Source organism: Isoalcanivorax pacificus W11-5, from assembly GCF_000299335.2.
Taxonomy (GTDB): Bacteria; Pseudomonadota; Gammaproteobacteria; order Pseudomonadales; family Alcanivoracaceae; genus Isoalcanivorax; species Isoalcanivorax pacificus.
Window position 1 is genome coordinate 2,251,704 of record NZ_CP004387.1, and the last position, 19,358, is coordinate 2,271,061.

A 19,358-nucleotide genomic window follows, 5' to 3' on the forward strand; every position below is an offset into this window, starting at 1 on the left:
GTCAGCCTTCCACCGCGTAGATGCCCGGCGCGTTGCGCCAGAAGCCCTTGTAATCCATGCCACACCCGAACAGGTAGGCGTCTTCTGCCTCGACGCCGGTAAAGTCGGCCTTCAGGCCCGGCTGTGCCTTGCGATCGTGCACCTTGTCCACCAGCACGGCAGTGGCAACCGATGCCGCGCCCTGGGCCTTGCAGGCTTCAACGATTGCCAGCAGCGTGGTGCCGACGTCGAGAATATCGTCGAGGATCACCACGTCGCGACCGGCCAGATTGATGCCCGGTGTGACAATCCACTGGATCTCGTCGTTGCCCGATGTCTCGCCGGTATAGCGTGTGGCGTGCAGGTAATCGATTTCCAGTGGAAAGGACAGCTCGGTCAGCAGCCGGCCGGCAAACACCACGCCACCGTTCATCACTGTCAGCAGCAACGGGTTGCTGTCGTTGTAGCGCGCTGTCATGGCGTCGGCGACGCGGGTCACGGCAGCGTCGATCTGTGCCATGTCGTACAGTTGCCGGGCGCTGTCACGCACCCGCAGCAGGTGCTCTCGGTCCAGGCTCATGCGGGGCGTTCCTCCGGTGCGGCATGCTGTTCGGGGGTCATCTGTGCCACCGCCGATTGCAGGTGCAGCGTCCGCGTCGGGAATGCGAACTCGGCCCCATGCCCATCCACGATGGCCATGATCTTCAGCAGCACATCCTGCTTGATCTGGTGATAACGCACCCACTCGGTGGTCTTGGTGAACGTGTAGATAAAGAATTGCAGCGCGGAATCGCCGTAGCTGTCGAAGTTCACCATCAGCGTCTGCCGGGTGTCGATCTCCTCGTGCTGTTCGAGCATCTCGCGCACGTCACGGCAGATGGCCTCCATCTTGTCCCAGTCGTCATAGCGAATGCCGAGCGTCTCGTTGATACGGCGATTGAGCATGCGCGACGGGTTCTCCACCACAATCGAGGCAAACATCGAATTGGGAATATACAGCGGCCGCTTGTCGAAGGTACGGATGCGCGTCAGGCGCCAGCCGATGTCCTCTACTGTGCCTTCGATCTGGCGGTCCGGCGAGCGGACCCAGTCTCCCACGACGAACGGCTTGTCGAGATAGATCATCATGCCGCCAAAGAAATTGGCCAGCAGGTCCTTGGCAGCAAAACCGATGGCGATACCGCCCACCCCGCCGAACGCCAGCACGCCGGAGACGGAATAACCCAGCGTCTGCATCAGTACCAGCGTGGCGGTGATGATCACCGACAGCCGCAGCAGCTTGCCGATAGCCCTTGCGGTGGTCTGGTCCATCGGCTTGCGCATGCGCGACGGGTCCACCACATTATGTTCGACGTTGCGAATAATGCGTGTACACAACAGCGCCAGGATAAACACAAACGCCACGCGCCGCGCCTCCGGCAGATACTCGAAGATCGCCGATGGCGCAGCGGCTTCCATGATCTCGATGGCGATGGAAACACCCACCACCCAGAGCACCAGCCTGATCGGTACGCGCGCGGCTTCCAGCAGCGCGTCGTCCCAGAGGTTTTCCGTCTTGCCTGCCAGACGCTCGATCAGGTCAATGATCCGCATCAGGATGAAATTCACCGTGACGGTGGCCAGCACCACCAGAAAGACCTGCGTCAGCCAGATACGTGTTTCCGTGGAGGGTTCCAGCAGCAGCGCCAGTTCATCGCCGTTCATCAAAGCTCCTCTGCATCACGGCACAGGGACGCCGCCACCGTCGCGGCCTGTGCCTTGAGTGCCGCCGGCATCGGGGCAGTGGGCCGGGCACGCAGCCCGCTGGCAGGCACGCGCACGCGGTCTTCTGCGTAGGCGGTGACCGCCTCCACCACCTGAGCGGCAGCATGTCGGTCGTTGCAGACCAGCACCATATCGCAGCCGGCAGAGAGTGCCGCATGGGTCCGCGCAGCATAATCGCCGGTGGCGGCAGCCCCCTGCATGGTGAGGTCGTCACTGAAAATCACACCACGGAAGCCCAGTTCCCCGCGCAGCACCTGTTGCAGCCAGAACGGCGAAAAGCCGGCCGGCTCCGGCGCCACCGCCGGATACACCACATGCGCCGGCATGATACCGGCCAGCCTGGGTGCCAGTGCGGCGAACGGTTTCAGGTCGGCAGCGCGGATCGTGTCCAGGTCACGCTCATCGCGCGGCAGTTCCAGGTGTGAATCGGCCGTCACAAAGCCATGGCCGGGAAAATGCTTGCCGGTGGCCGCCATGCCCGCCTCGGCCATGCCGTCGATCCAGGCGGTGGCCAGTGTGGTCAGGGTGCCGGCATCCGAATGGAAACTCCGGTCACCGATCACGCTGCTGACGCCGTAATCCAGATCCAGCACCGGCGCGAAACTGATGTCCACGTCGCAGCACACCAGTTCATCCGCCATCAGCCGGCCCAGCAAGCGTGCCTCGGCCAGCGCCGCGTCCGGGGCTGTTTCATAGCGACGGCCCAGCGCCGCCATTGGCGGCAGGCGGACAAAATCACGCCGGAAGCGCTGCACCCGGCCGCCCTCCTGATCCACCGCGATCAGTATGTCCGGCCGCACGGCGCGAATCGACGCCGTCAGCGCACGCAACTGCTCGCGGTCTTCAAAATTGCGTGCAAACAGGATCAGCCCGCCCACTGCCGGGTGCGCCAGCCACTCGCGATCCGAGGCATCCAGCGCGGTACCGGCAATATCAAGCATCACAACGGGAGCGGTCATGGGGCTTCCTGAACGTTGACACGGGAAAGGACGACCGGCACGCGGTCACTCAAGTACAACCGGGCAGCCTGCAGGCACCCGGTCAAACAGATCCAGCACATCCTGGTTACGCATGCGCACACAGCCGTGCGAACGCGGCAAGCCCATCGGCTCGGTATCCGGCGTGCCGTGAATATAAATGAAGCGCCGCATGGAATCCACGCGGCCCAGCCGGTTGACGCCCGGCTCACAGCCGGACAGCCACAGGATACGGGTGAGAATCCAGTCGCGTTGCGGATGTTCCGCAGCAAGTGCCGGCGTCCAGATCTCGCCCGTCGGCCGGCGGCCGATAAACACCGCGTTCAGCGGCGCGCCGTCGCCAATGCGGGCACGCACGATATGTCGGCCACGCGGAGTGCATCCGCTACCCTGCTGTTCGCCCGGCCCGTTGGCTGCCGTCGACACCGGATACTCGTGCACGCGCCCGCGGGTGTCCCGGAACGTCAGCAATTGCTCGGCAAAGGAAATGTGGATCAGCATACCGGTATCAAGTAGACAGCCTGCGGCGCTGATCAGGATGCGGCATTGTCAGCGCGAATGCCACCCACGATAAACGGCAGCAGGCGCTGGTTTACATCTGCCACGGACAGCTCCTCGCCGAAATCGCTCTTGCAGATCGCGCGCAGCGAATCCATACCCGACATCGCAAACACGGTGGCGCCCAGCCCGAAGTGTACCCGCCAGAACAGCTCCATCGGCGGCACATCCGGCGCGGCCGCGTTGAGCAGGCGCAGGAAGCGTTTGAAGACCGCGCCGTAATGTTCGCGCAGGTATTTGCGCAGATGCCCCTGGGCCTGGGTGTAGGCGAGGCCGCACAGGCGGAAGAACAGCGCCACCCGGTGCGGGTTTTGCGCCTGGGACGTGAGGGCGATGCCCGACACCAGCATCAGCAGTTGATCCAGCGTCAGCGGCGTATCGTCCGCATCACCCAGCCGGTCCAGCTCCGCGCCCAGTGCGGTGCAGAATGGTGCCAGGAAACGTTCGAACACGGCCTGTATCAGCGCTTCCTTGGAACCGAAGTGATAGTTGACCGCCGCCAGATTGACGCCGGCCTTGCTGGTAATGGCCCGCAGGCTGGTTTCGGCAAACCCTTTCTGTGCGAACAGCACCTCGGCCGTATCGAGGATGCGTTCAACCGTACCCGCCTGCACTGCCATGAAGGAAATCTCCGCCGGTCCTGCCAACAAAACACACGTTTGAAACATATGTTTGCGTGGCCACACTGTCAAGGCGAGTGCCGCCGTGGCAGCCCGGTCAGTCGTTGTCGGGCAGGTTGTCGCGCCGGTCGTCCGGCTGCTTGCGGTAGGAGCGCACTACAGTGCGGAACGCCTGATCGACGGAATCAGTGACCTGGATCAGCTTCATGTCAGCCGGGCCGATACAGCCCTCCTCCAGCATCCGCTGGCCGAGCCAGTCCACCAGACCGGACCAGTAGGACTCACCGAACAGGACAATGGGGAACGAAGCAATCTTGCCAGTCTGCACCAGCGTCAACGCCTCGAACAACTCGTCCATGGTGCCGAAACCGCCGGGGAATACCACGAAACCCACGGCATGCTTGACGAACATCAGCTTGCGCACGAAGAAGTAGCGGAAATTGATGCTCAGGTCCTGGTAGCGGTTGGCGCTTTCCTCAAACGGCAGGCTGATGTTCAGACCGATGGAACAGGCACCCTTGCCATGCGCACCCCGGTTGGCGCCCTCCATGATGCCGGGGCCACCGCCGGTCAGCACATTCAGGCCGGCCTCGGAAAATTTCGCGGCCAGCTCTTCTGCTTTCTTGTAGTAGTCCGATTGCTCACCCAGCCGCGCGCTGCCGAAGATCGTCACCGACGGGCCAATCGTGGCCAGCTTGTCGATGCCGTCCACCAGCTCCGCCTGGATACGCAATATGCGCCAGGCTTCCCTTATCCGTACTGCATCCATGTCCTGTCCTCAACACGGCGGGCCTCGCCGGAATACCGCTGTCGTGTCACCACTCCTGCGCATAGGGGGCGCAGTCTTCCAGCAGGGTGCCGACACGATCGAGCATGGCCGTGAGACGCTGCAGATCGCCATCTTCCAGCACTGCATAAGGGTCTTCCGCCGCCACGGCCAGCAGATTGGTCTCGTTACGCGGCGACGGTCGGCGCGCCAGGCCAGCGGCACCAAACAACGCCATCATTTCCTGGTCCAGCCAGCAGATCAGGTCCGCCCGATCACGCCGTGCGCGCGCCACCAGCGCCATCTCCGGCGCCTCGACACCCGCGTCGGCAAAGGCCTGCTCCAGCGTCGCCAGTGACACCCGGCTGGCGTAATCGGGCACCTGATAACTTTTCGCGGCCTGGCGCACCAGCCCCACCAGGACACTGTAACCGTGACTGACTACCGCACCGCGCAGCGCCAGCAGGCGGCCGCGTGCGGCGCCCAGCTCGCGCTGCTGTTGCAGCAGCCGCAGCATGTCCTGCGCGAAGAACAGCCGCTCGCGCAGTCCGCTGGTTTCACTGTCCCGTACCATGCGCGACATGCGTCAGTCCTTCTTCGCCGCAGCTTTCTTTTTCGCCGGGGCCTTTTTCTTCACCGTCGACTTTTTGGCTGCCGCCTTTTTCTTCGCCGCCGGTTTTTTCGCCGCGGCGGCTTTTTCGTCGATCACCCAGGCGCCATCGCGATAGAACGCCGACCAGCCAGTGGGCTTGCCATCCACCTCGGTCATCACGTACTGCTCGCGGGTCTTGCGGCTGAAACGCAGCACCGCCTTGTTGCCCTGGCTGTCGGTGGCCGGCGCATCGGCGAGATAACGATGCTTCGGATCAAGCTGTTCTTTCACCGACTGGACTTCCTCCACCAGCGGTGCACGCGTCTCGCGGTTGCGCGGGAACTGGCTGGCTGCCAGGAACAAACCGGACGCCCCATCGCGCAGCAGGTAATAGTCGTCCACTTTTTCGCACTTCAGGTGCTTCATCGGGATCGGGTCAGCACGCGGTGGCGCCGGCTCCCCGTTACGCAGCAGTTTGCGGGTGTTACCGCATGCCTCGTTGGTGCACTTGAAGAACTTTCCGAAGCGGCCCGTGCGCAGTTGCATTTCACTGCCGCACTTTTCGCACTCCAGCACCGGGCCGTCGTAGCCCTTGATGCGGAACTCGCCCTGCTCCACCAGGTAACCGGCGCAGTCAGGATTGTTGCCACAGATGTGCAGCTTGCGTTTTTCGTCCAGCAGATAACTGTCCATGGCCGTGCCACAGATCGGGCAACGCTTCTTGCGCCGCTGCTCCAGCGCCTCGGCTTCGTCGTCATCGGCGCTGACGGCTTCCTCGCCCGGCAGCAGATTCAGCGTCGCGGTGCAGCGCTCCTTCGGCGGCAGGCTGTAGCCGGAGCAACCGAGGAACACGCCGGTGGAGCCGGTGCGAATCTGCATCGGCCGGCCGCAGGTCGGACAGGCAATGTCGGTGTCCGTGGGCAGGTTGGCACGCATGCCACCCTGCGCCTGCTTGCCGGCACCGTCGCCCTGGGCCGCTTCCAGTTTGGCACTGAAATCGGCATAGAACTCATCCAGCACGTCGCGCCATTTCAGGTCACCGGAGGCGATGCGGTCGAGCGTTTCCTCCATGCGTGCGGTGAAGCCGTAGTCCAGCAGATTGGGGAAATTCTCCACCAGACGGTCGGTGACGATATCGCCCATTTTTTCTGCGTAGAAGCGGCGGTTCTGCTGCCGCACATAACCGCGTTCCTGAATGGTCGAAATGATCGCCGCGTACGTGGACGGCCGGCCGATGCCGCGCTTCTCCAGTTCTTTCACCAGGCTGGCCTCGGTATAGCGTGCCGGCGGCTTGGTGAAGTGCTGGGTGGTGTCGATGCGGGTAATGTTCAGCAGATCGCCACGTTCCAGCGCCGGCAGGACCACGTCTTCCTGGCCCTTGTTGCGCGCCATCGGCGGCAGCATGCGGGTCCAGCCATCGAACTTGAGGATACGGCCCTTGGCTTTCAGCTCGTAATCGCCGTGCGTGGCCGTGATGGTGCTGCTGAGGTATTCCGCCGGCGGCATCTGGCAGGCGATGAACTGGTTGCGGATCAGTTCGTACAGGCGCCGCGCATCGCGCTCCATGTCGCTGAGTGAATCCGGCGTGCGGCCCACTTCCGACGGGCGGATCGCCTCGTGCGCTTCCTGCGCGCCATCACGGCTGGAGTAGCTGATCGGCGCTTCCGGCAGGTAGCGCTCACCCAGCTCGGCCTTGATCCAGTCACGGCACGCCGCCACGGCATCGGCAGAGAGGTTGGTGGAATCGGTCCGCATATAGGAGATATGACCGGCTTCGTACAGACGCTGCGCCATGGTCATGGTTTTCTTCACACTGAAGCCCAGGCGCGTACTGGCCGCCTGTTGCAGTGTGGAGGTAATAAACGGCGCCGACGGTTTGGAACGGGTCGGGCGGTCTTCGCGCGCCACCACTTCCAGCTTGCCGGCATCGCGCAGTGCCTTTTCGTGACGCCGCGCATCGGTTTCGTTGTTCGGGCGGAAATGCTCGCCGGCGTAACGCGCCAGCTCCAGTCGCACCTGCTCGCCTTTCGGTGCTTTCGTGTCGGTATGCAGTTCCCAGTATTCTTCCGGCTGGAAGGCGCGGATTTCACGCTCGCGCTCGACCACCAGCTCCACGGCCACCGACTGCACCCGGCCGGCGGACAGGCCCCGGGCAATCTTGTCCCACAGCAGCGGTGACACCATGAAGCCCACCACCCGGTCGAGGAAGCGGCGCGCCTGCTGTGCTTCCACGCGCGGCATGTCCAGCTTGCCGGGTTGCTTGAAGGCTTCCTGAATGGCCTTGCGGGTAATTTCGTTGAACACCACGCGATCAAACCGCGTGTCGTCACCACCGATCACCTCGCGCAGGTGCCAGGCAATGGCTTCCCCCTCCCGATCCAAGTCGGTGGCGAGATAGATGCGGTCGGCTTTTGCCGCCAGACGCTTGAGCTCGTCGATCACCTTTTCCTTGCCAGGCAGGATCTCGTACTGCGCCGCCCATTGCCGCTCCGGGTCGACACCCATACGGTTGATCAACTGGTCACGGGCCTTCTTTTTCTTGTAGCGCTCGCGCTCCTCTGGCGGCAGCGAGCGGGTGTAGGCCGCCTCTTTGGCCCGCTCACTGGGGCTGCTCTTGGCGCCGCCACTCACCGGCAGGTCACGCACGTGGCCCACGCTGGACTTGACGATGAAATCGTCGCCCAGATAGCGGTTAATGGTCTTCGCCTTGGCCGGCGACTCAACAATCACAAGCGATTTGGCCATCAGTTTTCTGCACTCAGCTCTCGGTTATGCGCCCGGTATTTGCCCTGGCGCGACCCGCCGGCTCCTGTCCGGCGGCCGCCTATTTACGCAAGCGGCCACCGCCGAGGTCAAGGCGAGCCTGTCCAGGCACCACCTCGCCAGCACCTGCCGGGCAGCCTTTGCGGCCCCGCCACGGCCGATGCCGCGTGCTCTCGCGGCTGCTTTATACCACCGCAGCCACCCCGGACGGCAAGCTTCCGTGGATGTGGACAGGCGGAATCGTTCACTGAGATGATGGCGGAGCCGATGAAAACGTCGTGGAGACAGGCCTGATGCCGGGCAAAGGCCGGCGGGAGACATCAGATGAGTGAGAGTTACCGGGATGTACTGGTCGCCATCGATGGCAGCGAGGAATCGCGGCATATCCTGACCCGCGCACTCTCCATCGCCTGCACCGGCGGCGGCCGTCTGCACCTGCTGCACGTGATCGAGCCGCTGGCGCTGGCGTATGGCGCCGACGTGCCGATGGACGTCACCGAACTGCAAAGCAGCCTGATGGACCAGGCACGGGAGAACGTGAACCGCTATGCGACCGAATTCTCCATTCCCCCGGACAGGGTCCATGTGGAACTCGGGTCCATCGAAAAGACCATTCAGGAAAAGGCCGATGTGCTGTGCGCCGACCTGATCGTGATCGGCAGCCACACCCGCAGCGGCCTGGCCCTGCTGCTCGGCTCCACCGCCCGAGGCGTGGTGCCCGGTGCGCACTGTGATGTCCTGGCGGTGAAAATCCGGCGCAGCTGAGGCCAGCCTGTTGCAGCGCGTCCGGCCCGGCCTACCCCAGCGCGCCGGTCGATGCCGGCGTACCGTTCCAGCGGCACAGCAGATCGGCCAGTATGTGCGCCTGCTGATGCAGCGCCACCAGTTCCGCCTGCGATCCCCGTTCGCCGCTGAAGACCGGCACCTTGCGCAGCAGCGACACCACCTCGTGGTGAGGCTCCTGCATGCGGTTCACTTCCAGCGTCCAGCGGATGTTGTGCACCACCATGTGATAGAAGGCCAGCTTGGTCGGCAGCGTGAACACGGAAAAATCCGTGATGTTGCTGAAGAAGACAAAATCGATCCGCGCCAGCACCGCTTCGCGTGTCGCCGCATCGACACAGATCGTTGCAGTGCGCGGCGTATCACGCAGCATCGACAAGGTGCCGAACACTTCGCCGGGAGAAATATGATTGAGCACTTTCGGCGCTGTGCCCGGCCCGGGCGATGCGTCGGCGAGCACCGCAAGCTGGCCACGCAACAGAAAGTACAGGCCGCTGTCGCTGCCCCCCTGGCGAATCACCACATCGCCGCTGCCCGCCTCGAGCAATTCGCAACGTTCCAGCAGCACATCGAACTGGGCCGCATCCTGCCGCAGTATTTCATTGAAGAACGGCACGCCAGACACCAGACGCCGGATGCGATCCGGCGTGTAGATGGCACGTTCCACTGCTTTCATTACCACTGTGTTCAACCCCCCCGGGTTTTCAGGACCGCCACCTGACCAAGTGACGGCAATCACCGCTGGCACACCACGCTGTTCCGCCACAACCCCAATGCGTCGCACAGCCGGCATGCTGCGTACATCACAGATCACTCTGCGAACCGGATCACACTGCCCCGCCCCACGTGGCGTGGCCCGGCGCAATCTTTATAAGCTAACCCGTTGATTAGGATTACTTATATCGGAGCCGGCCGGAATCACAGCGAGACATTCGTACACGCGTGCACACCCGACAAGTCTGCCACTGATCCGGGGGCAAATCCTATGACCTGCGGCAGGCCTGTTCAACGCCATCCATCCTCTCCTGATGACCGGTGCGTTCCGCCTCGGGGCTGATCAAAAGGCACTGTTCATTTCGACAGTGGCTGTGCTAGCATCCAGTCAACGCATGAGGACAGGCTTATGAGCGAGAAGCTTACAGTTCGTCAGCAACAGGTACTCGACTGCATCCGTCAGTTCCAGAACGACACCGGCATGGCACCGACCCGGGCCGAGCTGGCCGAGCTGATGGGGTTCCAGTCCAAGAACGCCGCATCGGACCACCTGCGTGCACTGGAGCGCAAGGGCTGTGTCCGGCTGCACAATGATCGCTCGCGCGGCATCCAGCTGCTGAACGCCGCCCTGTGGCCGGATGATGAACTGCCGGTGATCGGCCGCGTCGCCGCCGGGGTGCCGATCGAGGCAGTGGAAAACGTCGAACGCAGCGTGCCGGTACCGCAGGGCCTGTTCCGGCAGCGCCCCACCTATCTGCTGCGCGTCCAGGGCGACAGCATGAAGGATGCCGGCATTTTTGACGGTGACCTGATTGCCGTGCGCAAGACCAGCGTCGCCCGGTCTGGCCAGATCGTGGTCGCCCGGCTGGACGACGACGTGACCGTGAAAACCCTCAAGCTGAGCCCGCAGGGCGCCACCCTGATGCCCGCCAACGAGGACTACACGCCGATTCGTGTGTCACCGGATCAACTGGTCATCGAGGGCGTGTTCGTCGGCCTGATCCGCGATGCGGTGTAAGGCACGGCTGGCTGTCCTTCTGCTCTGCACGGCCTCGTTAGCGAAGGCCGTGGCAGAGCCGCTGCTCCCACCCTGCCCTGAGTCCCCCAATTGTGTGTCCAGCCTCGCCGACAATGCGCGGCATGCTGTGCCTGCCCTGCAGGCCGGCGACACCATGGAAAGCGCCAGAACAGCACTGGTCACCATGCTGGACAACCTGCCCCGCGTCACCTGGACACAGCCGGATGAACGCAGGCTGCACGCGACATTCACGACCCGCCTGCTGCGCTTTACCGATGACGTGGACTTTTATCTGCACGACGATGGCCGGGTTGAGGTACGCTCGGCCTCGCGTGTGGGATATTACGACTTCGGCACCAATCGACGCCGGGTCGATACTCTGCGTGACACCCTGCGTGATACCCTGCGTGACGCCCTGCACGACGCCCTGCACACACAGACCGGACCCACACACGCCCCATGACACACCCGCTCGCCGATATCGGTATCAACCTCACCGACAAACGCTTTCGCCCTGATCTGGATGACGTGCTTGAACGCGCCCGCGCGGTGGGTGTGCGCTGGCAACTGATCACAGGGACCGACGCGGACAGCAGCCGGCAGGCGCTGGAACTGGCACGGCAACATGACACGCTGTTCTGCACCGCTGGCCTGCACCCTCATCAGGCCAGCGCGTTCACGCCGGCCCTGCTCAGTGAACTCGACGCCCTCACCCGCGCTGAACAGGTACGGGCCATTGGCGAAACCGGGCTCGATTTCAATCGCGATTTTTCTCCCCGCGCCATGCAGGAAAAGGCCTTCGCCGCGCAACTGGCACTCGCCGTCACACAACAGAAGCCGGTTTTTCTGCACCAGCGCGATGCGCATGCGCGCTTTCTGCCTATTCTGCGTGAACAGCGCGATCAGCTCCCCGATGCCGTGGTGCACTGTTTTACCGGCACGCAACGGGAACTGTTCGATTATCTGGACATGGATTGCCACATCGGCATCACCGGCTGGTTATGCGATGAACGGCGCGGCGGTACGCTGCAGGCGCTGGTGCATAACATCCCCGCAGATCGCCTGCTGGTGGAAACCGACGGCCCGTATCTGTTGCCCCGTGACCTGCCGGAAAAACCGCCCGTCAAAGGACGCAATGAACCGTCGCTGCTACCGTGGATTGTGAAGCGGCTCGCCGAATGCCGGGGAGAGGACGTGCAGCAGGTGGCCGACGCCACTTACCGGAACAGCTGCCGGATGTTCGGGGTTGCATTGTAGGTGGATCCCGCTCCATCACGCCGGTGCATTACTCGCGCACCAACCGCTCCCTCACATCCAGCAATCCGAACGGCCAGTCCAGTTCACGCCCGGCATAGCGCACCACCGGGATGCGTTCACCGTACGCTTCGATCAGCGCATCCTCCTCGGCAATATCAATCTTCTCGATCTGCGCCATCGGCAGTGCCTGCCGCAGCAGGGCTTCTGCCTGCTCGCACAGATGGCAACCGAGCGTGGTCAGCAGCTCAATCTTCATGGCCGTGGGTAATCCTGTAGCAATGGTGAATGCGCTCGTTGCGACTGAAATCCGGCGGAATGCTCCAGCGCGTAATATCTTCCACCACATACCAGCGGCGAATATTTTCCTCCAGCTCAAAGCGACGGAAATTACAGGAAAAATAGAGCGTGCCGCCGGGCTCCAGCCGCTTCATCAAGGCACGGATCAGATCACCGTGGTCGCGCTGGACGACAAAATCATCCCGGCTCTTGTTGTTCGAGAACGTCGGCGGGTCACAAAAAATCAGGTCAAATTGCTGCGGCGTGTCCTCCACCCACTGCCGGACATCGGCACGCACCAGTTCATGCTGCCGCATGCCAAACCCGTTCGCGGCCAGATTGCAGCCGGCCCAGTCCAGGTAGCGACGTGATGCATCCACAGTCACTGTGCGCGAGGCGCCTCCCAGTGCCGCATGCACAGACGCCGCACCGGTGTAGCCGAACAGGTTGAGAAACCGTTTGCCGCGCGCTTCCTCACCCAGCCGCAGGCGCATCGGGCGATGGTCCAGGAACAACCCGCTGTCGAGGTAATCGCGCAGGTTGATCAGCAGCCGTGCTTCGCCTTCCGTGACCACATGATAGTCACTACCCTGATCCAGCTTCTGGTACTGGCCCTTGCCTTTCTGCTGGCTGCGGGTGCGCAGGAATACCTGTTCGCGGTGTACCCCCAACGCCGCGCGTACCGCGCTCACCGCCAGCGTGCGCCGCTGTGCGGCGGCCTGTTCGTCGATGGTCTTCGGCGGCGCGTATTCCTGCACCAGTGCCTTGTCGCCGTAAATATCAATGGAGAAATTGAACTCCGGCAGATCACGGTCATACAGCCGATAGGCCTGTACGCCGGACTGGTCCAGCCAGCGCCGCAACTGCCTGCTGTTCTTGCGCAGCCGGTTCACCAGCGCCTGGGCCGGTTCCGGCACATCAAAGGCCGCTTCGCCAACTACCTGCAATGGCGGTGGCGGCACTTTGCGCTGCGGCGTCATGCGCCGCAGGTAGACCTGCATCGGGCCGTTGCGCACGCGCCAGCTTTCCAGCATCTGCATCCCGCTGCGGTCCAGCGCTTCGACCTGGCTCGCCACCACCAGCGCGTGCCAGTGCGGCGCCAGACGTCCCAGCACCTGGCCGAGCGCATAATACAGCCAGCCGGCACGCTGCTGTTCCTCCAGCCGCTCGCCCCAGGGCGGATTGGTCACGACCAGGCCTTTATCACCGGCAAAATCCCGTGCACGCAGCGCACCGAGTTCTCGACGTTCCAGATGAATCAGCGCGCCGACGCCAGCGCGCTCGGCATTGGCACGCGCCTGATGCAGGACGGATGCGTCAGCATCAAAACCCTTCAACGACAGGCCCGGCGGCGGTTCACGCCTGGCCGCCTGTGCTTCATCGCGCAGTTCTCGCCACACGCTGAGGTCGGTGCCCGGCCAGTGCAGCAAGCCATATTCATCCCGCAGCAATCCGGGGGCATGCTGTAACAGCATGCCGGCCGCTTCCACCAGCAGCGTGCCGCTGCCACAGAAAGGGTCCAGCAGTACCGGGGTACCGTCACCGGGCCAGCCTGCAGCGATCAGCATCGCCGCTGCCAGCGTCTCGCGCAGCGGCGCCAGGCCTCCCTCAAGACGGTAGCCGCGCCGCTGCAGGGATTCGCCACTGAAATCCACGAACAGCTCGCTGTGCGTCTCGCCCACGCTCATGCGCAGGCAGAGCGCACCGGCAGCCTGGTCCGACGGCGCCATGGCGGTCGGTGCCTGACGCAAAAAACGGCTGCGGGTGACACGGTTATCCCCACGCACACCACGTTCGTGGTCCACCCGTACATGGAGACGCCGTACATCCCGCGTATGCGTGGCCCAGTCAAACACCTGCGCCAGTACATCAGCGGCCTGCTCCGGAGCCCCCTCGTGCCGCGCCACGGGCAGCAGTACACGCTCGGCCACGCGGGACCAGAGGCATACACGCATCGCGGCCTGTACCCCGCCCTCCAGCCGTACCGCAGCGCCGCCCTGCTCCGTCGTCGCCAGGCCGAGGCCGGTCAGTTCGCGTTGCAGCAATGGCGCCAGGCCAGGCATGCAGGTAATGACAAATTCCATAACAAATCCGCTGCAAGTAGTTGAATAGCGCTTCAATCAATCTTGAGTGAACACCGGTTATTCAGCATATGCCTAACCACGCACCGGCATATGACAACTCGATATTCGACCTGCCCGTGCTGCGTTCCCATACTGGAATCGCACACATCGCCATGACGGCCTCCCGCCCGGCCTCTCCGGGCAAGCCTTCATGCGCCTCAGCTTTCACTTGGATTACTGCTACCAGGAAAGGGGAACAGTAGATGAAAAGACAGAAACGCGATCGGACCAACCGCGCTTATTCTCGAGGCTACCATGCCGGCTTACATGGCAAATCCCAGGATCTCTGCCCATTCGATGCCCTCATGTCCCGCTCAAGCTGGATCAACGGCTGGCGCGAAGGCCGTACCGACCATATCAACGGCTACGTGGGTGTGGCCAGCGTGCAGAATCTGAAGAACCTGGGCTGATTCCCCGCCCGGTACGATTTTTTGGCTCCACAACCTGTTCACCACGACGCGCGTCAAGCGCTCTCCAGGGCCCCTCCAGGGCCCTTTTTAATGCGATGCTGAAAAACGAACCTCTTCAAGCCACCTTCTGCATCGCCCGGACCGATTCCGCCACCAGCGCCGGCCCACGGTAGATCAGGCCGGTGTAGACCTGTACCAGCGGGGCACCCAGACGCTGTTTGTCTGCCGCGTCCTCGCCGGTCAGGATGCCACCCACCCCGATGACCGGCATGCGCCCGTCCAGTGCCTTCACCATGCTCGACAGCGCCTGATCCGCCAGGGGCTTCAGCGGCTGCCCGCTGAGGCCGCCCTGTTCGGTGCCGTGCGGCAGCGCTTCCACGTGCGGGCGCGTGATCGTGGTATTGCCCACCGTGACGCCATCAATGCCATGGCGTACCAGGGCTTCCGCCATCACGCCCATCGCCTCGGCATCGTTGTCCGGTGCGATCTTGATCACCAGCGGCACCCGGCGGCCGGCACGCTGGTCCAGTGCGGTCTGGCGTTCACGCAGGGTGCCCAGCAACGACTCCAGCGCGTCACCGTGCTGCAGCGTACGCAGGCCCGGCGTGTTCGGCGAGGACACGTTCACCACCACATAGCTGGCCTCGGTATGCACCCGGTCCAGGCAGTACAGGTAGTCATCCACCGCCTGTTCTACCGGCGTGCTGGCGTTCTTGCCGATATTGATACCCAGGACACCCTCGAAGCGGCGCGTGGCGACGGCCTTGACCAGATAGTCCACACCCCGGTTGTTGAACCCCATGCGGTTGATCAGGGCCGAGGCCGCCGGCAGCCGGAACATGCGTGGTTTGGGATTGCCCGGTTGCGGACGCGGCGTCACCGTGCCCACTTCGACAAACCCGAAGCCCAGGCTGGCCAGGCCGTCCACGCAGTCACCGTTCTTGTCCAGGCCCGCCGCAAGCCCCACCGGATTCGGAAACCGCAGCCCCATCACCTCCACCGGCATCGCCGGCACGCTGACCGGGTATAATCGGCCCAGCCCCTTGCGCAGCATCGCCAGCGTCAGTTCGTGCACAGTCTCTTCGGGCAGGGAAAACAGCAACGGGCGGGCGATCTGGTACAGCATGAGAGGCTCCGTGGTGGCGAATGGCGCGCATTATATACAACGGCGCGCCGGGGCGCCGTAGCTGCGGGTGGCGAGGCATTGCGGGCAGGAGAAAGCAGAAGGGCCGGCATGAGCCGGCCCTTCTGTGGGGTGCGGAGCGGTTAGCTGGCCTTTTGCTCGTGTTTGAGCAGGAAGCGGGCCAGTGCCGGCAGCAGCCAGAGCGCACCGATCATGTTCCAGAGGAACATGAAGGTGAGCAGAATGCCCATGTCGGCCTGGAACTTGATCGACGAGAACACCCAGAACACCACACCCACCGCCAATGCCAGGCCAGTGAATGCAACGGCCTTGCCGGTGGTTTTCAGCGTTTCGGAATAGGCTTCTTCCAGCGGCAGACCCGCCTTCAGATACTCTTCCAGCTTGCTGTAGATATAGATGCCGTAATCCACACCAATGCCGACACCCAGCGCGATGACCGGCAATGTCGCGACTTTCACGCCGATGCCCATCCAGGTCATCAGCGCCTGGCACAGCACTGACGTCAGGCCCAGCGGGATCAGGATACAGAGCACCGCCCGGATCGAGCGGAAGGCAATCAGACACAGCACCGCCACCACGGCGTACACCAGCGCCAGCATCGGGTACTGACTGGCATTGATGGTCTGGTTGGTCGCTGCTTCGATACCGGCGTTGCCGGAAGCCAGCTTGAATTCGATCACGTCCGGGTTATTGTGCGCTTGCGCGTACTTCGCCACAGCGTCTGTGACATTGTTCAGCGTCGCTGCGCGATGGTCGTCCAGGAACACATAGATCGGCGTCACTGAACAGTCCAGGTTATAGAGCGAATCCGGCATGAACATCATCGCGTTGTTCAGCGCGTACTGATCGCGGGATATGGTCGCCCACTTCAGGTTGCCTTCGTTGGTATTGGCACTGATCAGTTTCGCAGTGGACGCGATGGATGCCACGTCCTGCACGCCCGGCACGTTCAGCAGTGCCCACGACAGGCTGTCGATCTGCTGCATCGCGTCATAGCTGTTGCAGGCTTCCAGCGGTGTCTTGCCGATCACCACCAGCACGTCGGCACTGACGCTGTAGTTCGATACCAGCATGTTGATGTCGTGGTTGTACTGATAACGACGCTCCGGAATATAACCGCGCGGACACTCCTGCTCCTGACACGGGTCTGGCCACAGCTCAGGCGCACCACGGTCCAGATCCCCGACCTGGATATCCTTGGCGACCCACAGCCCGCCGGCGTAGCCCAGCGCTGCCACCACGATCGACGCAGCCGCCCAGCCCGGCCGGGCAAAGCGCGAGAAGAATGACGCCAGTGGATGCGAGCCGCCGCGCTTCTTGCGGATCTTCGCTATCGCAGACTCGCCTACGCCGGTGTATGACAGCAGCACCGGCACGATCACCAGGTTGGTGAGGATGATCACCGCCACGCCCACACTGGCAGCAATCGCCAGCTCACGAATCACGCCCACATCGATGATGTACAGCGTAACGAAACCAATCCCATCACTGACCAGCGCCACGACGCCGGGCACTGCCAGCACGGAGAAGGTCTTCATTGCCGCGCTGAGCTTGTCGAGCCCGTCGGCGGCGTTGTTGGCCAGCGCATTGACCATCTGGACGCCATGGCTCACCGCGATGGCGAAGACCAGGAACGGCACCAGCATCGAATAAGGGTCGATGGTGAAACCGAGCATGGAAACAACGCCCAGTTGCCAGATCACTGCGACAAATGAACACAGCGTCACCACCAGCGAACTGCGCAGGCTGCGGGTGTCAATCAACAGCAGCAGCGCTGTCAGGCCCAGCGTCACGAAGAAGAACATCGCGACTTCGGCTGCCGCCGCCATCACATCGCCGGCCATCTTGGCGGCGCCGACAATATGGATACGCAGGTCCGGGTACTTTTCCTGGTAGCGGCTACGGATGTCATCCAGCGCAGCGGACAACTGCGGGATATCGACAGTCGACCCTTCCGAAAGCACATCCAGCAGATTGGCGTGCACGATGGAAGAACGGAAATCATCCGCCACCAGGCTGCCAACATGCCGGGAACGCAGCACGTTGGTGCGCAGGTCTTCCAGGCTCTCGGCGGAACCATCGTAGGCCGGCGGAATGATCTCACCACCTTCGAAACCGTCCTCGGTCACCTCGGCCCAGCGGACGTTCGGCGTCCACAGCGAACTGATCTTGGACGGATCCACGCCATCCAGGGAGAACACTTCATCCGTGATCTCGCTGAGCGCCTGCATGTAGGTCTCGTTGAAGATGTCATCGTGGGTGACATCGGCCACGATCACCCGCACATCATTGCCAAGCGAGACATCGTTGCGGTGTTCCAGGAAGTTCTGAATGTACGGATGGCTGATCGGCACCATCTTGCGCACATCGGTATTGAGCTTGATATTGAGCGCCTGCATGCCCAGAAACACGGTCAGCGCCACGAAAACCAGCAGCAGCACTGGCCGCGCGCCAAACACGACCCGGGCCACGGCGGATGAAAATTTACCTGTCATGATGATCGCTCCCGCCGTTATCGGATGTTATCGAAAATACGCACGCCGCTGGCGCCTGCGGTGAGTACACCGCCGCCCTTGCGCGGCAATACCGACGAGATGGTCTGCCGACCCTGCACGAACTGTACCGACAGCATGCTGCCCTGATCATGGCTGGTCAGCACCGCGCCAGCGTTACCCACCATCACCAGGGTGCCATCGCTGAGGACGGTACCGGCATTGACACCACTGCGCAGGCCACTGCTGACTTTTTGCCAGGTTTCACCCCGGTCACGGCTGAGCCAGACATTGCCCTGCAGGCCGTGCGCCAGCAATGTGCGCACGTCCGAACTGACCGTACCGAAGAAAGTACCGTGGTAAGGGCTATCCAGTTTTGTCCAGGTCTCCCCCCGGTCGCGGGAGCGATACAGCGTGCCTTTTTCTCCGGAAATGAACAGCGTGTCCGGCTCGCCATTGAGCGGCGCGATGGAGTAGAAATGCCAGCCGTCGGCATTGTCCATGTCGCGGTTCGCCTGTTGCCAGCTATCGCCACCATCACGGGTTTCGACCATGTAACCGTAACCACCGACCGCGATGGCATGGCGGGTGGAATCACACCAGACATCGAGCAGTGGTGCACCGGAGGTATCGACCATGGCAGCACCTTCATCGGCGTACGGATCATCGCTGTAGAGGTCGTCGCTGTAGATATCGTCGTTGTACAGCTCTTCGTCGGAGAGCGCTTCATCGTCCAGCGCCTCGGCACCGTCATCCAGCGCGTCGCTGTACTGGAGCGTCCAGGTGGTGCCGCCATCGCGCGTGCCCAGCACAACGGCATCATGCCCTACTGCCCAGCCATGCTCCGCATCGGCGAAGCAGACCGCGGTCAGCAACACGCTGGTGGGCGTTTCCGCCTGCCGCCAGTGCTGGCCTTCGTCATCAGAATAAATAATGTGTCCACGGTCACCGACCGCAACCACCCTGTCCCCTGCCCGGGCCAGATCCACATAGATACTGCCACGCAGCAGCGGATCGGTGGCGGGGACCACCCCGTTTGCCTGCACGACTGCAGAGATGGCCAACAGGCCAAGCGCAACTGTTTTTTTCATTGGAACCTACTCGGCTAAAGCTGCCAGTCCT

General features: G+C 62.9%; 19 protein-coding genes. 5 read left to right on the forward strand and 14 right to left on the reverse strand.

What is annotated here, in order from left to right; all coding sequences use genetic code 11:
- Position 1: 1 nt before the first annotated feature.
- From S7S_RS10210 to topA, 8 genes are all read right to left on the reverse strand, one after another.
- On the reverse strand, positions 2–559 hold the full coding sequence (locus S7S_RS10210) for a hypoxanthine-guanine phosphoribosyltransferase (protein WP_008735275.1): 558 nt from the start codon (positions 557–559) through the stop codon (positions 2–4).
- Positions 556–1,683 (reverse strand): mechanosensitive ion channel family protein, encoded by a 1,128-nt coding sequence (locus S7S_RS10215; protein WP_008735273.1) that lies wholly within the window; start codon positions 1,681–1,683, stop codon positions 556–558. The genes S7S_RS10210 and S7S_RS10215 overlap by 4 nt, the downstream gene beginning before the upstream one ends.
- On the reverse strand, positions 1,683–2,702 hold the full coding sequence (gene nagZ, locus S7S_RS10220) for a beta-N-acetylhexosaminidase (protein ID WP_008735271.1): 1,020 nt from the start codon (positions 2,700–2,702) through the stop codon (positions 1,683–1,685). The genes S7S_RS10215 and nagZ overlap by 1 nt, the downstream gene beginning before the upstream one ends.
- 45 nt (positions 2,703–2,747) lie before the next feature.
- Entirely contained in the window at positions 2,748–3,221 is a 474-nt protein-coding gene (locus tag S7S_RS10225) for a L,D-transpeptidase (RefSeq protein WP_008735269.1), read from the reverse strand.
- A 32-nt stretch (positions 3,222–3,253) separates the two neighbouring features.
- Positions 3,254–3,898, reverse strand: a complete 645-nt coding sequence (locus S7S_RS10230; protein ID WP_008735267.1) for a TetR/AcrR family transcriptional regulator — start codon at positions 3,896–3,898, stop codon at positions 3,254–3,256.
- Positions 3,899–3,995: 97 nt separating this feature from the next.
- Entirely contained in the window at positions 3,996–4,667 is a 672-nt protein-coding gene (locus S7S_RS10235; RefSeq protein ID WP_052269238.1) for a TIGR00730 family Rossman fold protein, read from the reverse strand.
- A gap of 46 nt (positions 4,668–4,713) precedes the next feature.
- A complete protein-coding gene (locus tag S7S_RS10240; protein WP_008735263.1) occupies positions 4,714–5,247 on the reverse strand; it encodes a hypothetical protein in 534 nt (177 codons plus the stop codon).
- A 3-nt stretch (positions 5,248–5,250) separates the two neighbouring features.
- A complete protein-coding gene (gene topA / locus S7S_RS10245) occupies positions 5,251–8,001 on the reverse strand; it encodes a type I DNA topoisomerase (protein ID WP_008735261.1) in 2,751 nt (916 codons plus the stop codon).
- 342 nt (positions 8,002–8,343) lie between these two features.
- On the opposite strand from topA, the gene S7S_RS10250 reads away from it, so the two are divergent.
- Positions 8,344–8,784 (forward strand): universal stress protein, encoded by a 441-nt coding sequence (locus tag S7S_RS10250; RefSeq protein ID WP_008735259.1) that lies wholly within the window; start codon positions 8,344–8,346, stop codon positions 8,782–8,784.
- Between the two features lie 31 nt (positions 8,785–8,815).
- Here S7S_RS10250 and S7S_RS10255 read toward each other — a convergent pair whose 3' ends face one another.
- Positions 8,816–9,478, reverse strand: coding sequence for a cyclic nucleotide-binding domain-containing protein (locus tag S7S_RS10255; RefSeq protein WP_008735257.1), 663 nt, complete (start codon positions 9,476–9,478; stop codon positions 8,816–8,818).
- A 447-nt stretch (positions 9,479–9,925) separates the two neighbouring features.
- Here S7S_RS10255 and lexA point away from each other — a divergent pair, with 447 nt between their 5' ends.
- From lexA to S7S_RS10270, 3 genes are read left to right on the forward strand one after another with little or no spacing between them, the layout of a single operon-like run.
- Entirely contained in the window at positions 9,926–10,534 is a 609-nt protein-coding gene (lexA, locus tag S7S_RS10260; protein ID WP_008735255.1) for a transcriptional repressor LexA, read from the forward strand.
- Positions 10,535–10,583: 49 nt separating this feature from the next.
- Positions 10,584–10,997: a DUF1499 domain-containing protein gene (locus S7S_RS10265; RefSeq protein WP_052269322.1), complete on the forward strand. Its 414-nt coding sequence runs from the start codon at positions 10,584–10,586 to the stop codon at positions 10,995–10,997.
- Positions 10,994–11,791, forward strand: a complete 798-nt coding sequence (locus tag S7S_RS10270) for a TatD family hydrolase (protein WP_008735252.1) — start codon at positions 10,994–10,996, stop codon at positions 11,789–11,791. The genes S7S_RS10265 and S7S_RS10270 overlap by 4 nt, the downstream gene beginning before the upstream one ends.
- Positions 11,792–11,819: 28 nt before the next feature.
- Here the strand turns inward: S7S_RS10270 and S7S_RS10275 are convergent, their stop codons facing one another.
- Positions 11,820–12,047: a glutaredoxin family protein gene (locus S7S_RS10275; protein ID WP_008735251.1), complete on the reverse strand. Its 228-nt coding sequence runs from the start codon at positions 12,045–12,047 to the stop codon at positions 11,820–11,822.
- On the reverse strand, positions 12,037–14,151 hold the full coding sequence (gene rlmKL / locus S7S_RS10280; protein ID WP_008735250.1) for a bifunctional 23S rRNA (guanine(2069)-N(7))-methyltransferase RlmK/23S rRNA (guanine(2445)-N(2))-methyltransferase RlmL: 2,115 nt from the start codon (positions 14,149–14,151) through the stop codon (positions 12,037–12,039). Before rlmKL ends, S7S_RS10275 begins: the two co-directional genes overlap by 11 nt.
- 242 nt (positions 14,152–14,393) lie before the next feature.
- On the opposite strand from rlmKL, the gene rmf reads away from it, so the two are divergent.
- The gene (gene rmf, locus S7S_RS10285; RefSeq protein WP_035203893.1) at positions 14,394–14,600 is read left to right on the forward strand and encodes a ribosome modulation factor; all 207 of its coding nucleotides are present in this window, start codon (positions 14,394–14,396) and stop codon (positions 14,598–14,600) included.
- Positions 14,601–14,715: 115 nt separating this feature from the next.
- Here the strand turns inward: rmf and S7S_RS10290 are convergent, their stop codons facing one another.
- From S7S_RS10290 to S7S_RS10300, 3 genes are all read right to left on the reverse strand, one after another.
- Complete coding sequence (locus tag S7S_RS10290) at positions 14,716–15,726, reverse strand: quinone-dependent dihydroorotate dehydrogenase (RefSeq protein WP_008735246.1); 1,011 nt, start codon at positions 15,724–15,726, stop codon at positions 14,716–14,718.
- A gap of 140 nt (positions 15,727–15,866) precedes the next feature.
- The gene (locus S7S_RS10295; RefSeq protein WP_008735239.1) at positions 15,867–18,239 is read right to left on the reverse strand and encodes an efflux RND transporter permease subunit; all 2,373 of its coding nucleotides are present in this window, start codon (positions 18,237–18,239) and stop codon (positions 15,867–15,869) included.
- Between the two features lie 17 nt (positions 18,240–18,256).
- Positions 18,257–19,327, reverse strand: a complete 1,071-nt coding sequence (locus S7S_RS10300) for a WD40/YVTN/BNR-like repeat-containing protein (RefSeq protein WP_008735237.1) — start codon at positions 19,325–19,327, stop codon at positions 18,257–18,259.
- Between the last annotated feature and the right edge of the window lie 31 nt (positions 19,328–19,358).